Genomic DNA, 15,898 nt, shown 5'->3' with positions numbered 1-15,898 from the left:
CCATTTCGTCTTTAAATGTAAAGCCCTCACACTAAGGTGTGAGGGCTTTTTTATATTGATGGCATAAGTGCTATGAGACCTTAATCCGATTTTGCTGGTGCACTTTTTGACGAATCATCCATTAATGATGTGCTGGGGTGCGGTGCATACTTGTTGACTAAGATAACCAAAAACAACACAGGAAAACCAATCACACTGGCGGCGACAAAGAAGTTCACATAGCCAAATGCGTCGACATAAGCCCCCGAGAAGCCCGCGATAAATTTAGGGAACAGCAGCATAATCGAAGACAGTAAGGCATATTGCGTTGCACTGTAGCCGCTGCTGGTGAGACTCGATAGATAGGCGATAAAAGCCGCCGTGGCGATTCCGGCACTAAAGTTGTCTACGGAAATGGCAAAGGTTAAAAAGGGTACGTTGTAGCCAATCACTGCCTGCCACGCGAATAACAGATTGGTTACGGCAACCAACAAAGCGCCAAGGAAAAGGATCTTCATCGTGCCATAACGCGCTAACAAAACACCGCCGAAGGCTGCGCCGACTAAGGTCATGATCAGGCCATAGATCTTACTCAAATAGGCAATTTCTTCCTTAGTGAAGCCCATATCCACATAAAAGACGTTCGCCATAATGCCCATCACAATATCTGAGATCCGGTAGCAAGAAATCAGCAATAGGATGAGGATAGCGCTGCGGCCATAGCGTTTGAAAAAGTCGATAAAAGGCAAAATACTGGCCGTGTATACCCATGACATGCCAGCGGCGATAACTCTTGGATAAGTGGCGCTTAAGCGTTGCTTTAAGGCTAATTCGGTGGCATCGGCGGCGCGGGTATCGACTTCGGGCTCACGGCTAAAAAGTGTGGTCAAAATCCCCACGGACATTAATCCCGCCATAATCAGATAAGAGGTTTGCCAGGCGACTAAGTTGTATGCTGTGTTACCGGGTTCGACCCAAGCCGCTATGGTGAGTGCACCTGCGGTGGCGATAATCATGGCGCTGCGGTAACCCACTTGATAGGCGGCGGCTAATGCGGCTTGCATCTTTTCTGGGGCGGATTCAATTCGAAAGGCATCAATCACAATATCTTGGGTGGCGGAAGCAAAGGCGACCATTAACGCGAACAGTGCCAAGCGTTCGAGATCCTTGAGCGGATCGCTGAACGACATACCTAAGATAGCCCCCACCAATAACAGCTGAGCGAACAACATCCAGCTGCGGCGTCGGCCTAGAAAGCGAGTTAACAGTGGTATCGAGAGTCGATCGACTAAAGGCGACCAAGCCCATTTAAACGCATAGGCCAAGGCTATCCAGCTGAAATAACCGATTGAAGTGCGATCAACACCGGCTTCACGCAACCAAAAGGATAGCGTTGAAAATACCAGCATTAATGGTAGACCAGCGGAAAAACCCAGTAATAACAGGATCAAAACCCGCTTGTGATAATAGACACTGAGCGCATCGAGTGTACGTTGAATAAAACCTGTTGCGGACATAGGTATGAGTCTAAGTGTTTAATCCGCCTAGCTTACGGGTAAGGTGCCATAGGGTTCAAGGGCTAATGGCATTCCTTTTGTATAAGGCTCTCGTTTGGCGCATTTTGGTGATTGAATATGGCTTAAGCGTTAATCTTCTGTTGCTAAGCGTTTACAGCGGTTTTTATCGTCAGCATTAATTGTCGGCATTGATTGCCTGTATTAATACCTTGAGTAAAAGAGATCACAAAAATGAAGGGGGAGGAATTAATTGCGCGATAAAAAAGGCCCTGATAACAGGGCCATTTTCTATCGATAGGAATGCTGAACTTAAGGTCTTATCCCGACGCATCCCTGCGGCACTCGGCCGCCTAAACTCAAATAGTCACAGCAATCATTTACTTGCTTACGCAGATATTGATTACCGCGGATCACACAGTCAGGCCACCTGTTAAAGCTGTGGAGCAAGTGCCAAAACACTTTTTCAGTTTCCGTTTGCGCTTCGCCAGTCGAATTCAATTGTTGCCATTCTTCTAACGTGTCCCATAAGTAAAGTTGCACTTCATGGAAGTCGAGTTCTTCACTCAAAAACGCTTTTCCATAAAAGGCGAGTTGGGGCGCTTTATTATCGATGAACTCAGTTGCCGTCATCGTTTGCCTCCTTTCTGTTTGCTGTAACAGTATAGATGCAAAATTAGCGCTTTTGCTCGAAATTATTTTTGGATTACTGTTTAGGTAATAACTTAGCGGTTTTCAATACTATAGGTGTCACAGGGACGTCAGGCCAATTGAGCTTAGTATTCGTGCCTGTCTCAACGACAGCCATGGCTTCGAGGACAGTTTTACCTTCAATCACTTCACCAAATACGGCATAACCCCAACGGCGTTTGGATGGGTCGAGCTTAGTATTGTCGGCCACGTTGAAGTAGAACTGGCGCGTGGCTGAGTGCGGCTCGTTTTCCCGCGCCATGGCGATAGTGCCTATGCTGTTGGTGAGACCATTTCCTGATTCGTTGATTATCGGCTTGCCGTCTGGCAACTCTTCATACCTAGGGGTGAGTCCACCGCCTTGCACCACAAAGTCACTGATCACACGGTGAAATATCGTGTTGTCGTATTCGCCTTTGACGACATAAGTTAAAAAGTTATCGACAGTGATAGGTGCGCGTGTCCTATCTAGCTCGACCACTATTTTGCCTAAGCTAGTGTCAAACTCGACTCTGGGATACAAGGTATCTGCCTGAATGTCGAGTGCGAGGCTATTGTGACTCATAAAGAGAAATAAGAGGGCTGATATCCAACGGAGCATATTGATTTCCTTATAATAAACTGACGCTGTTATTGTTGTAGAAACTGATTAAGCTCAGGATCATTGAGAATTTCACCTGTGAGTTGGCCGAGTAATTTATTCATATCCAGCTCTAAGGTCGCAAAATCGGGCGTTAAAGGGCCTTTCAAGGTGCCTTTTGCCTTATAACGTTTAACCAGTTCTTGGGTTGAGTTTTTGGCTTGCACTGCGATTAACACACTGTGTTTTGCCTCATAGCCAAAAGTCTTTTTAGTGACATCCATTTGCAATTCTTCTAATTGAATTTGCACTGAATTAGTCGCGCTAGGATCGATTTGATAACCCGCTTGGCTAAAGCCGGCGCGGAATACTTCATCGAGCAGCAATTTAGGCGGTTCACTCGGGCCGACCAAACGTGTTTTTGTCCCTTCTTCAATAAAGCGCGCCACGTAATCGACGGTGCGTGTATCTACGGTTTCAAGAGAGATAGGAACACGTTGTGCAGTTTGTTGGCTGATATTGGGCACTTGGGGACTGAAAGCCATATGAGTCGGATTTTGGCTGGCACAGCCCGCGAACAGCAGGGGAAAAGTCAAAGTCAGTAATAGCCGTTTCATGGGATCTCTCGTACAAGTAAAAGTGGCTACAGCATACCAGAAATCACTTTTGATGCCACAGAACACCTCGATTCAGTTGGAGTACAGCTTTTAGTGATAATATCCAGCGTTCACTATGGGTTAGTTCATTTCTTTAGGTGCAAAATATGCCAAAACTGTCGTTAATTTCGTTCATTGTGGGCCTGACACTGGCGTCAAGCATCATGAGCACCAATGCATTCGCGGGGGATTCTGCCCATATACTCGGCGGCAGTTTAGGTTACGGTAGCCAAGAGTTTGAAACTAAGAATGGTAAATATGATGCCGGTGACACCCTGAGTGGCGACTTATATTACCGTTATATGCTCAACGAGAATTTTGGGGTTGAAGCGGGTTATTTAACGGGGACGGGTGGAGTGGCGAGTGCACTTATTAGTGGTATCAGTGAAATCAAAGATTTACATTACCAAGGTATCAGAACCACTGCTTATGGCGAATATGCGTTGTCTCGTGGTAATAGTCTGTACGCCAAGCTCGGCGCCGCTTATACCAAAGTGAGTTATGAGATGGATAAGCAAGAGATGGATTCGGATGATGTAGGATTTTACGGCGCTGTAGGTTGGCAATATCGTTTTCGCTCTGGCTTTGGACTCAATCTTGAGTACCAATATGTGCCAATGAAAGAGTTAGAGCTGCAAGGGGTCAACTTTGGCGTGAGTTATCGATTCTAACTCGCAAATATTATCAATTAGCCTCAATTAAGCGCCCTTGGCGCTTTTTTCGTTTTAGAACCTTGGATATTAGAGCTGTAAACAGAATACTCGCCCGCAACAAAGTGACAACATTTTAGCCTTGCACTCTTTTAATGCAAAGGGGGACAGGTTAGAGTAAAAATTCGATGTTTAGAATGAGAGAGCACAAATGCTCCCGCGTCCTTTCTGTAAGGCTTAGTCATGTTAACGATAGCAACGCAAATCGCCCCAGATAGCCTGATCAATCCCAAGGGCTTACCCCATTTCGGCCATTTTGATGGCATAGTTAAAACCTTAGGTTTAGTGGACTTTGCTTACTTCGATACTATGGATAAACCCGCTTCAGCGTGGGCCAAGCATTTCGATTATAAACAATTTCAGTTTGTCTCTTTGGTCACACCGCGTTATGTCCTTGGTATCGCACTTGCCGATATTGCTTACGTCGGCAGTGCGTTTTGTTATTTATACGACATAAAAACCAACACTCTCACTCAGCTTGATTGGCTAAAACCTTTAAGATTTGGCTATCAAATGACGCCATCACCCGCTGAGGGTAAAAGTCGTATTGGCCGTAAAGGGGCGCAGTTAAGCTTTGAGATTGTAGAGGGCGGTTGGCGGTTAATGATTGATACTAAAAATATTCAAGCCGATGTGACTTTGCACTCAGCACCCTTAAGTTTGCCTATGGCCATGTGTAGTCCTACTGGATATAACGGCTGGACTTACACACAAAAGCATAATGGTTTGACGGTTAAAGGTAGTTTGACTGTAGCCCATGAGCCGCAGCCGCTGAATCACGCTTTAGCTGGTTATGATTTTTCGGCGGGTTACATGCGCCGCGATACGAGTTGGCGCTGGGCGTCGATCAACGCGCGGATCCATGAGGGCATTATGGGGCTTAATTTAGCTGCGGGCGTCAATGAAACCGGCGCTACTGAAAATGTCTTTTGGATTAATGGCGAGCGTCATTTACTCGGACCAGTGCAGTTTGAATTTGATCGTCACGCCACGCTCGGCGCCGAAGTCTGGCGAGTTTACAGTCAAAATGGCCAAGTGGATCTACAGTTTGCAGCGCGTAATTGCCGCAGTGAAAAGCGTAATTTGCTCTTGCTTAAGAGCAATTTTCGCCAATTCATCGGTCATTTCAGCGGCACGATTACCGATAATCAAGGGCGCAGTTACCAGTTGAATAATGTGCTGGGACTTGCCGAAGATCACTATGCCCGCTGGTAACCGAATGCAGGTCGTCAAACGCGACTAATCGACCACTTTTGTCTGTGTTGTTGCGTTTAATGCGGATTATAAAATTCGCTCAGAATCGATATAAAAAACACTAAAAATAATCATAAAACAACAAGAGAACAGGACGACCTTATATGGATATCGCCTCGCTGATCCAGCACCCCGAAGTGTTACTGCTCGTGCTCGCGCCGTTGTTTTTCGTGTGTATTTTGCTGGAATGGTATTTTGGCGATAAAAGACAAAAGCTACCGTTAACTGCACGCTATCGCGGCCAAGAAGTGCTGTGTAATTTCAGCCTCGCGGCCATGCATCAAGGCGCCGATCTACTCACTGGCTTGTTGATCGCTAAGCTGTATCTGGCGATGTTTGGTTGGAAGTTATTCGATATTGAAATGGGCCCATTAAGCTTTATTGCTTTGATGATCGCGCAGGACTTTTGTTATTATTGGTTCCACAGGGCGAGCCATAGAGTGCGCTGGATGTGGGCGGCTCACGTGGTGCACCATAGCTCTGAGAATATGAATTTTAGCACTGCGTTTCGCCAGAGTTTAATGTATCCGTTTGCGGGCATGTGGGTGTTTTGGTTGCCGCTGGTGGTCATAGGTTTCGACCCAAACTGGGTGGTGTTTGTGGTATTACTCAATCTGGGATTGCAATTTTTTGTGCATACCCAAGCGATTAAATCACTCGGACCGCTGGAATGGGTCTTCAATACGCCGTCACATCACAGGGTGCACCACGGTCGTAATCCCCAATATATAGATAAAAACTATGCGGGTGTGCTGATTATTTGGGACAAGCTGTTTGGCACTTTTGAGCCCGAAGTGGAGACAGTGATCTACGGTATCACTAAGCCTGTGAATAGTTTTAATCCCCTTAAAGTGACGTTTAGCGAATGGCGAGACATGTTTGCTGAGGTTACCGCGGCAGGCTTGAGTGTTAAACAACGCTTACGTATCTTGTTTGCTCCGCCTAACAGCAGTTTAAAAAGTGAGGAATAACAATCCACTGTATTTTCCAAGTTAAATAGCGCAAATGGCTAATAGAGTCTTGAATTTAGCCTTGCTAGCCTATATTCCCTTTTTTGCCAGTATTTTGGTGTAAAAATGTACAACATCATACTTTGGTGGTACTTTTTGGGGGAAGGCATTTAACTTGGGAGGACTTATCATGATGGATGAACCTCGATTATCCGCGGAGGAGCTTGCTTGTTTTAGTGAACTTTTTTCGCCGACTCGTGTGGGCACTGCCTTGACCAACGATCCCCTAGTCAATCATGTACTCACAGTCACAACTGAAGTGCCGCAAGTTATCGCTTCGATTTTGGGTAAGGCAAAACTCACGTTATTGGCCGAAGTCGGGCCCTATAAACTCTGGTTTCCGCTACTGATGAAAGTGGATGACTTTGGACAGTTTCAACCTACTTTAGGTGTGCCTGAAGTGCTCGATGCCTCGGGAGTGGAACGCAGTTGGCGGTTAACCCAAGCCGATGACGTGTGGATATTCGACCACGACCAAGGTGAGCAATGGTCTGTTGTCTCGTTATCCAGTTCTGGTATGGCTATTCGCGCTAAATCACAGCAGCAATTTAAGCAATTGCTAGGCAGTAAAGAGCTGCAATTACAATTGCCTAATGGCGAGACTTTACGTATCGATATTGAGCCTATCCGTAGTGAGAAAGGTTTGGCCTTTGTTAAGTTTCAGGCCGAAACCGAAGAACGTGAAGCGTTACGTCAATTCTTATTTAGTCGTCACCGTAGCCAGCACGCTCAACTCTATCGAGACTTACGTTAGTACCTGCATTGCAACAGTTTTCGGCCTTGTGTTAGTTTTCCTGTTATCTAAAAATCTCAGTTCTGCAACTCGAATGTGAAATCCACGGATTTAAAAACTGTCATTTGCGATTGCAGTGCTTTTCCCCGATTGTTACCTGCCAATCTGTCGCCCGATGGATTAGAATGGCATTGAATTCAAAACATCAGAGCGAGCGGTATGCACGTACATATTTTAGGAATTTGTGGAACCTTCATGGGTGGTCTAGCGTTATTGGCTAGGGCAAAAGGGCACAGAGTGACGGGCTCGGATGCCAATGTCTATCCTCCAATGAGCACGCAACTAGAGGACCAAGGCATTGAGCTTATTCAAGGTTTTGATCCCAGCCAGCTGGGTGAAGCAGGGCATTATCCTGACTTAGTTGTCATTGGTAATGCCATGAGCCGTGGTAATCCTTGCGTGGAAGCCGTGTTGAACATTGGCATCCCTTATACCTCTGGCCCGCAGTTTTTAGCCGATCATATTTTGCCTGAGCGTTGGGTACTGGCAGTGTCTGGTACTCACGGTAAAACCTCGACTTCTAGTATGTTAGCTTGGATTTTAGATGATTGCGGTTATGAGCCTGGGTTCTTAATCGGTGGCGTACCGCAAAACTTTGGTGTGTCGGCGCGTTTAGGCAAGACGGCTTTTTTTGTGGTTGAGGCCGATGAATACGACAGTGCCTTCTTCGATAAACGTTCGAAATTCGTGCATTATCATCCACGTACCTTAGTGATCAACAATCTTGAGTTCGATCATGCCGATATTTTTGCCGATCTGGCCGCGATTCAAAAACAGTTTAATCATTTAGTTCGCACTGTACCTGGCGAAGGAAAGATCGTTTGGCCCGCCGATTCCCATGCTGTTAAGCAGACGATTGATATGGGTTGCTGGAGCGAGCAAGAAACCTATCATTTAGCCGAATCTGCCAACGGTTGGTATGGCAAAGCCTTAAGTGATGATTGCCATCGCTTTGAAGTGTTTTTTGATGGTGAGTCCCAAGGCATTCTCGAATGGGATTTGATTGGTCAGCACAATATTGAAAACGCCATGATGGCCATTGCTGCTGCGCGTCACGTGGGCGTTAAGCCGAGTGCTGCAATTGAAGCCTTAGCTAAGTTTATGCCACCTAAACGTCGACTCGAATTACTCGGAACCGTTAACGGCGTGAGCGTTTACGACGACTTTGCCCACCATCCAACGGCGATTGCGACCACGTTAAAAGGCATGCGGGCTAAGGTCGGTCAGAGCAAGATTACTGTGGTACTCGAGCCGCGCTCAAATACCATGAAGAGCGGTGTCCATAAAGACACTTTAGCTTTTTCTATGATGCAAGCCGACGAAGCCTTTTTATATCAAGCCGATACCATCGACTGGAATATGAAAGAAGCCATGGAAGTGGCGGTGATCCCTGTGACTGTGTTACATCAAATTGATGATGTGGTCGCCAAAGTAACGGCAACGGCCAAAGCGGGCGACACCATAGTGGTTATGAGTAATGGCGGTTTTGGCGGGTTACATAAGAAGCTGCTGGCCGCATTAGAGCAGCGTTCAACTGTAGAGTTGGTTTAAGATGAGCTACACAAAGTCGACAAAGGCAATTAGCTTAGCTTGGACGGGCGCCTCGGGCGCCCCCTATGGCCTTAAGTTGCTCGAGTGTCTGTTGGTATCGGGTTATCAAGTGTTTTTGATGATTTCCAGTGCCGCTCGCGTAGTATTAGCGACTGAACACGGTTTGCAGTTAAGCGCCAACAGCGACAAAGCCCATGCCCAGCTGTTGGCTTTGCTGCACGAAAAAGGCGTGATTATCACTGGCGAGTTAGTGGTGTTAGGCAAAGATGAGTGGTTTTCACCGCCCGCATCGGGCAGCGCCGCACCTAAACAAATGGTGATTTGCCCTTGCTCGACGGGGACGTTAGCGGCAGTGGCTACAGGAATGAGTAATAATTTACTCGAACGCGCCGCCGATGTGGTGATTAAAGAGCGCGGCCAACTTATCCTAGTGCCGAGGGAAACTCCTTTTAGTGCCATACACTTAGAGCATATGTTGAGCCTTTCTCGCCTCGGCGCGACCATTATGCCCGCCGCCCCCGGTTTTTATCACAATCCCAAATCGGTTGAAGATCTGGTAGACTTCATGGTCGCTCGAATTCTCGATCATTTGGGCGTTGACCATGCATTAACGAGTCGCTGGGGTTATGACAAACAGTCTAACCGCGACCTCGACAATTGAGACTTATATGAAACACACCACCGAAGTGATGATCTCTGCGGAAGAGATAAGCCAGAAATTGGATCAAATGGCCGAGCTAATCAATGCCCATTATGCCCACAGCGAACGTCTGCTGATGGTAGGCTTGTTAAAAGGCTCAGTGGTCTTTATGGCTGACCTGTGTCGCCGAATTAAAGGCCATGTTGAAATCGATTTTATGTCGGTTTCCAGTTATGGCAATGCTATGACCAGCTCACGGGATGTGAAAGTGCTGAAAGATGTGCAATCAGATATCGCCGGTCGCGATGTATTGATTGTGGAAGACTTGATTGACTCAGGTAACACTTTAAGCAAAGTGCGCGAGATGCTGTTACTGCGCGAGCCTAAGAGCCTTGCACTGTGCACCCTGCTGGATAAACCTGAACGTCGTGAAGTGGATGTGAAGGTCGATTTTATCGGTTTCACTATCCCTGATGAGTTTATCGTGGGTTATGGTATTGATTATGCAGAGCAATATCGCAATCTACCTTACATCGCGAAAGTCGTGCCACTCGATTAAGTGTCCGATACCGTTTAAAACTCCCGCAACAGGCGGGAGTTTTGCTTTTTACGGTTATATAAAAAATAGTATAAATAATTGAACCATTAAAGATTGGTTTTTCAATCGATTAGCTAATTTTTTGCTTTAGTTCTGCAACCCATCATTGTAATTGTGTTTTTTAGCACCATCTTATTACTTTCTAATGTGTAAGGAACGGTACAAATATGGCGAATATTACCCATGCTCTGGTACTCGAAGGGCTTAAAAAAACCTATAAAGGCGGCGTCGAAGCGGTCAAAGGCATCAGCCTCACCGTCAATCAAGGGGATTTCTTTGCCTTGCTCGGCCCCAATGGTGCGGGTAAATCCACCACGATTGGTATTATTAGCTCCTTAGTGCAGAAGAGTTCAGGTTCGGTCAAAGTCTTTGATTATGATATCGATAAGCAGCTAGAACACGCCAAGCTTTGTATTGGTCTAGTGCCGCAAGAGTTTAACTTCAACCAGTTTGAAACCGTACTGCAAATCGTGGTGAATCAAGCGGGTTACTATGGTGTGCCTAAGCCTGTTGCCCTTGAGCGCGCCAAAAAATACTTAAGCCAACTGGATTTGTGGGAAAAACGTAATAGCCAATCGCGGGAATTATCCGGCGGCATGAAGCGACGGTTAATGATCGCCCGCGCTCTGATGCACGAACCTAAGCTGTTGATTTTAGATGAGCCTACCGCAGGCGTAGATATTGAACTGCGTCGCTCTATGTGGGAGTTCCTCAAACAAATTAATCAGCAAGGCGTGACGATCATCCTGACCACCCATTACCTTGAAGAGGCTGAAATGCTTTGCCGTAATATCGGCATTATCGACAAAGGCATTTTAGTGGAATGCACTAGCATGAAGGCGCTGCTCAGTAAGCTGAATATGGAGACGTTTATTCTCGATCTGCGTCACGATACAGCAACGGCACCGGTACTCGATGGTATGACTTGTCGCTTAACTGACTCTCATACCTTAGAGGTGGATGTGGTTAAAGAGCAAAATCTCAACGATGTCTTTAGCCAATTAAGTGCGGCTAATATAGAAGTGCTATCGATGCGTAACAAGTCTAATCGCTTAGAAGAACTCTTCGTCGAACTCGTGAAGAAAACTCAGGGAGTCTCTGCATGAACCAGCTCTACTTTATCGCCTTTAAAAGCATCTTAAGCAAAGAAATCAATCGTTTTACGCGAATTTGGATCCAGACTTTAGTGCCGCCTGCGATTACCATGACCTTGTATTTTTTGATTTTTGGTAACTTAGTCGGCAGCCGAATTGGAGAGATGGGCGGCGTATCTTATATGGAGTTTATCGCCCCGGGTTTGATCATGATGTCGGTGATCACTAACTCTTACTCGAACGTGGCGAGCTCATTCTACAGTGCTAAGTTTCAGCGTAATTTAGAAGAGCTGATGGTGGCACCTGTGCCCCATTATGTGTTGATTGCTGGCTATGTTGGTGGCGGTGTGGCGCGCGGTTTGTGTGTCGGCCTAATAGTGACGCTTGTGGCCATGTTCTTCGTCGACATTAGCTTGCATCATGCCGGTTTAGTGGTAATGACAGTGTTTTTAACCTCAGTGCTATTCTCCTTAGGTGGTTTGATTAACGCTGTTTTTGCAAAAAGTTTCGACGATATCAGTATCATCCCCACTTTTGTACTTACCCCATTAACTTACCTTGGCGGGGTATTTTATTCCCTGTCACTCTTGCCCCCTTTCTGGCAAGGCGTGTCGGCACTCAACCCTGTGGTCTATATGATCAACGTGTTCCGCTATGGCTTTTTAGGCTTCGCCGACATCAGCGTGCCATTGTCCATCGCCATTATGATCGGTTTCTGCGTCGCCCTGTGGACCTTAGCGTATTACTTAGTCTCGCGCGGAATAGGGTTACGTTCGTAAACATATTTATTGAGCATATTAAAAAAGGGAGCCATTAAGGCTCCCTTTTTACTGTTTAACTTCTCGTTACTTCATACGACGACGCATTGCCGCCAGAGGTAACAACAATACAGTTAACCAACCAAGTGCACCGCCATCATCTTTTTTAACTGGAGGAGGCGTTGGTTTGGCAGTTACTTTAACAGTCACTGTACCAGGCACACTTTCTAATTCTCCATCAGATGCTGTTACAGTGAAGACCAGATCTTGTGCTCCACTAGGTGCCGTGAAACTTATAATCTCTCCACCGTTTGTGAAAGTCACTGGAGTTCCACTTGTCTGAGTCCAGGTATAAGTCAAGGCATCTTGATCTATATCTGCGCCATTAGCTTTTGCTGTTAACACAGAACCTTCAACACCCGTTGAACCGACTGGAGCGACTGTTGGTGCGTCATTCACATTTTTTACGTCAATTGTAACAATTGCTGCAGCGCCAGTATTGCCATCTTCGTCTGCTGATGTATAGCTAAGCATATCTGGACCAAAGTAATTCTCAGCAGGTGTGTAATCAATTCCACCCGTTGAATTGATGACAGCAGTGCCGTGTGTAGGTGCTTGTACAATAGCTAAGCTGCCTAATGCTCCTTTTGGCATGACATCAATAATGCGTTGGGCATTTGCCGTAATGCCATCACCTGTAATTGATACACGAGCAACCTTCATATCTGGCTTGATGTCATTTTTTAAGACATCTATAGATACTAAAGTTTCCTCATTGGTTTCTATTGCATCAGCTTGTCCAACATTGAGTGACGTAGCTGTAACATCGTAGTTAATTGTTACATTTCCAGCAGTTGTATTTTTTAACGTTAATGCATCACCAGTAGCAATACTGCCACCAGTACCATTAAAGTTATAAGTCGTCCCAATGGTTCCGCCTACGTTCTCTGCACCAATAGTGATGCTTGCAGGCATATTTGGAATATCGATATAGTTAAAGACAACCTCTTCAGTATCACCGGTCCTAATCCAAATACTGAATGTATAAGATGTACCTGATGTGTCGCCATAGAGTTGGCCTTTATTCCACTCTAATGCTAGCCACTTCACCCCAGCGCCATCTGTGAATACACCAACTGCTAAGTCACCACCGCCAGTATCGCCGACAGACTTATCGGATAGGTCGAAATCTGACCAGAAGGGGGCCAAAATATTATTTGGGTTACTGCCATCTGGTAATTGTTTATTTGCAAAAGTACCACTTGCGCTTCCGCCACCAACAATAGCTAATCCATTATCTGAAATTGTTATTTTACTGTAGCTCACACCGTTGTATTTAAAGCTAGGAACTGTAAAAGTAAAGGCTTGTTCATCACAGCCGTCAGGGCATGTAACAGGTGTTACACCTAAATCTACAATACTTGGGAATCTCTGAGCACCTTTTGTAGTGGCCATTTTAGGTAAATTTAGTTGGCCTACCCATGTCACTAAGCCTAAATCTTCATTTACCTGCAATCCATTTTGTGTCGCACCCGCTAAAGTGACTTTAACATCATCTTTTGAGGTTAGCTTAGTTCCTTTAGGTGCTTGTGCTGTTACAGTAACTGTATTTGCAAATACGTTATTATTTACAGTAGCGACCAATGGGATTACATCACTTGCTGTAATGTCTGTTTTTGTCGTCTGAGTGGAGATTAATGATGCGTTACTTGACTCTTTAGCCAAAACTGCTAGAGGTAAGTGAGCATTTTGTAATCCTTCAGTGCTGTTTATCAATACGTTACCGAAGATCCACTCACCATACGTAGCGAAAGTTGAGTCAACGGTTACAGTAAACGTGGCTGAAGCTCCTGCAGCAAGTTCTAAGGTAGAGGGGGATACTGTGATTCCTGTGCTATCGGATGAGGTTGATAAGCTCCAAGATGTTGTTGCATCGCTTTTGTTATAGACAGTTCGAGTGAAGGTACATGGACCAACGCAAGAGTCTGAAGCTATTGAAGGTTTGTCAAAGGTTAATACTGCCTTAGCTGCAGCATCTAAATCCATCCGACCTGCGCCCATGTCAAAAGGAGTTGCTGGAGTTACCGCATCATCATCGAGAATACCTTCAAACTTGGCTGTAGAGGTAAGAGCGGTTTTAATATCATTTGCACTCCACTCTGGGTGCAATTGGCTCATTAGGGCTGCAGCACCTGCAACATGGGGGCTTGCCATACTGGTGCCAGAGATCATATTGAAGTCTTCACCACCATCATCAGGAGAAAAGGCTGACAGAATGTTGGTACCAGGTGCCGCGATATCCGGTTTAAGGATATTTTGGTTGCCATCGGGACCGCGTGAACTGGTGCTATTTAGATTATCAGCAAGTTCAGAAACCATGATACGTTTAGTTTTTGCAACTATGGTGCCTGTTGTTACGGTATCTCCCATAGCTTCAATTACGGCTAAACCTGCATCTTTCGTAATCATTACAGCTGGGAATGGCTCACCAGGCATAGACATAGTAGTCGGTGCGCCTGCCGCATTGTTATAAACAACAAGGGCTTTAGCGCCTGCAGCTTTTGCGTTTGTTGCTTTTAATGAAAAGTTACATGTTCCACGAGAAATCAATGCAATACCATCTTTGAACGAATCAGCAGCAAAGGCATCACAACCATTGGCATTTTCAGCGTCTAAATTAACGGCGGCAATAACTGGAGCGGTAATATCTTCTGAAAGGACTGCATCAGAACTTGGTATAGCAAGTAAATCATCACCACCTGCATTAAAGCTATTCGCAAAAAAACGCCCAGTTGTAGTGTTAGCAACGGTAATTCCTGATTCAATACAAGCTGGACAGCCAATAGTTTGAGGGCCATTACCATCATTACCCGCAGCCGTAACGACAACAACACCCGCAGCTTCTGCAGCTTCAAACATTGTTTTGTATGGGCTGCTGGCTGGGTCGCCACCTGCGCCACCACCCCAAGAGTTGTTGATTACATCTGCGCCATCATTCACTGCATGTTCGAGGGCTTCCATCAACATAATGTTGGAACCACTACCACCAGTACAGTCAGCTTTACTATACAGAGCTTTATAAACCATTAGGTAAGCAGCTGGAGCAACACCTGATAACTCAACCGGAATTTCTTTGAAGGTTGTTGATACTTTATTACCAACAGCCGTTCCTGCTACGTGAGTACCATGACCACCAAAACCGAGTGGGCTCATATATTCATCAGCGCAAACAGGGAAGGTAGGTTGTGACCAACGCGCAACGATCAGTTTGTTATTACAGAAAGATGCATCAACAGTCGAGCAATAGTCATCCGATGGTAAATTCCCACTTGGTGCAGTAAAGCCAGCGTCAGCAAACATGGGGTTTTCAGGACGAATACCACCATCAATTACTGCGACTTTAACGCCTTTTCCGGCATTTTCCATTCCTGATACAGCATCCCACATCGCTTGCGTATTAATAATTTGATGTGATGCATCCATGCTAATTTCATACATGGTTTCTGGATAGACTGATTTAACACCTGGCATTTGAGCCAGTTTTTCAGCTGTTAATCCCTGACCAACAACAGTGACACCATTAAATAAAGTTTGGAAATGGCGTTCAACTTTGGCATTAGGTACTGTTTTAGCTAGAGCAGAAGCAAAATTGTTTTGCTCTTTTGTAAGATGATTGGCGTAGTTTTTTACTTCAGCTGACTGTACGTTAATTTTTTGACCTTCTTTTGCTGAAGCTGTCGCCGCAAATGAGCCAATACCACCTTGGTATTTAGCGAGTGCAGGAGATTCCATTTCAACAATAAAACGTTGCGGTGCACCTAAATTTGTTGTCGCCACATTAGGTTTGCTAAATTTATCGTGAGATGTGATCTCGGGTGAGTAGGGTTTAAAAGTAAATTCACTGTTAGCAATAGCTGCGCTTGATAGTAGTGCAGCGGAGATCGCGATCGATAGTTTTGTCTTCACAACTTCTTCCTTGTCAATTAATGCTTTCAGCACTTTATTGATGTGCTTGTAGCTGAATTGTTATAGTTTTTGCTGCACTCTTTGATGTCAGCAATGAAGTTGTAA

The 15,898-nt window shown here is 45.5% G+C and carries 14 protein-coding genes; 9 read left to right on the top strand and 5 right to left on the bottom strand.

All coding sequences use genetic code 11. The annotated features are described in order from the left end of the window. Nucleotides 1-80: 80 nt before the first annotated feature. The 4 genes from AC5YB3_RS07910 to AC5YB3_RS07895 form a co-directional block, all read right to left on the bottom strand. A complete protein-coding gene (locus tag AC5YB3_RS07910; protein WP_259519873.1) occupies nt 81-1,496 on the bottom strand; it encodes an AmpG family muropeptide MFS transporter in 1,416 nt (471 codons plus the stop codon). Nucleotides 1,497-1,805: 309 nt separating this feature from the next. Next, on the bottom strand, nt 1,806-2,126 hold the full coding sequence (locus tag AC5YB3_RS07905; RefSeq protein WP_006080276.1) for a hypothetical protein: 321 nt from the start codon (nt 2,124-2,126) through the stop codon (nt 1,806-1,808). Nucleotides 2,127-2,199: 73 nt separating this feature from the next. Continuing rightward, entirely contained in the window at nt 2,200-2,784 is a 585-nt protein-coding gene (locus AC5YB3_RS07900) for a peptidylprolyl isomerase (RefSeq protein ID WP_494526905.1), read from the bottom strand. Between the two features lie 29 nt (nt 2,785-2,813). Continuing rightward, entirely contained in the window at nt 2,814-3,380 is a 567-nt protein-coding gene (locus AC5YB3_RS07895; protein ID WP_006080278.1) for a YajG family lipoprotein, read from the bottom strand. Nucleotides 3,381-3,526: 146 nt separating this feature from the next. Here AC5YB3_RS07895 and AC5YB3_RS07890 point away from each other — a divergent pair, with 146 nt between their 5' ends. The 9 genes from AC5YB3_RS07890 (at nt 3,527) to AC5YB3_RS07850 (ending at nt 11,848) form a co-directional block, all read left to right on the top strand. Further along, nucleotides 3,527-4,090, top strand: a complete 564-nt coding sequence (locus AC5YB3_RS07890) for a porin family protein (RefSeq protein ID WP_494526904.1) — start codon at nt 3,527-3,529, stop codon at nt 4,088-4,090. Nucleotides 4,091-4,312: 222 nt separating this feature from the next. After that, nucleotides 4,313-5,344: a DUF2804 domain-containing protein gene (locus AC5YB3_RS07885; protein ID WP_268649751.1), complete on the top strand. Its 1,032-nt coding sequence runs from the start codon at nt 4,313-4,315 to the stop codon at nt 5,342-5,344. A gap of 143 nt (nt 5,345-5,487) precedes the next feature. Beyond that, nucleotides 5,488-6,354: a sterol desaturase family protein gene (locus tag AC5YB3_RS07880; RefSeq protein WP_494526903.1), complete on the top strand. Its 867-nt coding sequence runs from the start codon at nt 5,488-5,490 to the stop codon at nt 6,352-6,354. A gap of 169 nt (nt 6,355-6,523) precedes the next feature. After that, nucleotides 6,524-7,147 carry a hypothetical protein gene (locus tag AC5YB3_RS07875; protein WP_494526902.1) on the top strand — a complete coding sequence of 208 codons (624 nt, stop codon included), beginning with the start codon at nt 6,524-6,526 and terminating at the stop codon, nt 7,145-7,147. Between the two features lie 198 nt (nt 7,148-7,345). Continuing rightward, complete coding sequence (mpl, locus tag AC5YB3_RS07870) at nt 7,346-8,737, top strand: UDP-N-acetylmuramate:L-alanyl-gamma-D-glutamyl-meso-diaminopimelate ligase (protein ID WP_494526901.1); 1,392 nt, start codon at nt 7,346-7,348, stop codon at nt 8,735-8,737. A gap of 1 nt (nt 8,738) precedes the next feature. Further along, the gene (locus tag AC5YB3_RS07865; RefSeq protein ID WP_006080284.1) at nt 8,739-9,398 is read left to right on the top strand and encodes a flavin prenyltransferase UbiX; all 660 of its coding nucleotides are present in this window, start codon (nt 8,739-8,741) and stop codon (nt 9,396-9,398) included. 7 nt (nt 9,399-9,405) lie between these two features. After that, nucleotides 9,406-9,936: a hypoxanthine phosphoribosyltransferase gene (hpt, locus tag AC5YB3_RS07860; protein ID WP_011845844.1), complete on the top strand. Its 531-nt coding sequence runs from the start codon at nt 9,406-9,408 to the stop codon at nt 9,934-9,936. 206 nt (nt 9,937-10,142) lie between these two features. Continuing rightward, nucleotides 10,143-11,081 (top strand): ABC transporter ATP-binding protein, encoded by a 939-nt coding sequence (locus AC5YB3_RS07855; RefSeq protein ID WP_006080286.1) that lies wholly within the window; start codon nt 10,143-10,145, stop codon nt 11,079-11,081. Continuing rightward, nucleotides 11,078-11,848, top strand: coding sequence for an ABC transporter permease (locus AC5YB3_RS07850; protein WP_006080287.1), 771 nt, complete (start codon nt 11,078-11,080; stop codon nt 11,846-11,848). Before AC5YB3_RS07855 ends, AC5YB3_RS07850 begins: the two co-directional genes overlap by 4 nt. Before the next feature lie 66 nt (nt 11,849-11,914). On the opposite strand, the gene AC5YB3_RS07845 is transcribed toward AC5YB3_RS07850, so the two are convergent. Then, on the bottom strand, nt 11,915-15,793 hold the full coding sequence (locus AC5YB3_RS07845) for a S8 family serine peptidase (protein WP_494526900.1): 3,879 nt from the start codon (nt 15,791-15,793) through the stop codon (nt 11,915-11,917). Nucleotides 15,794-15,898 lie beyond the last annotated feature (105 nt).

This window comes from Shewanella sp. 1311, assembly GCF_059338235.1.
The sequence above is the reverse complement of the archived record's forward strand: the minus strand, read 5'-3'. Positions and strand labels throughout refer to the sequence as shown.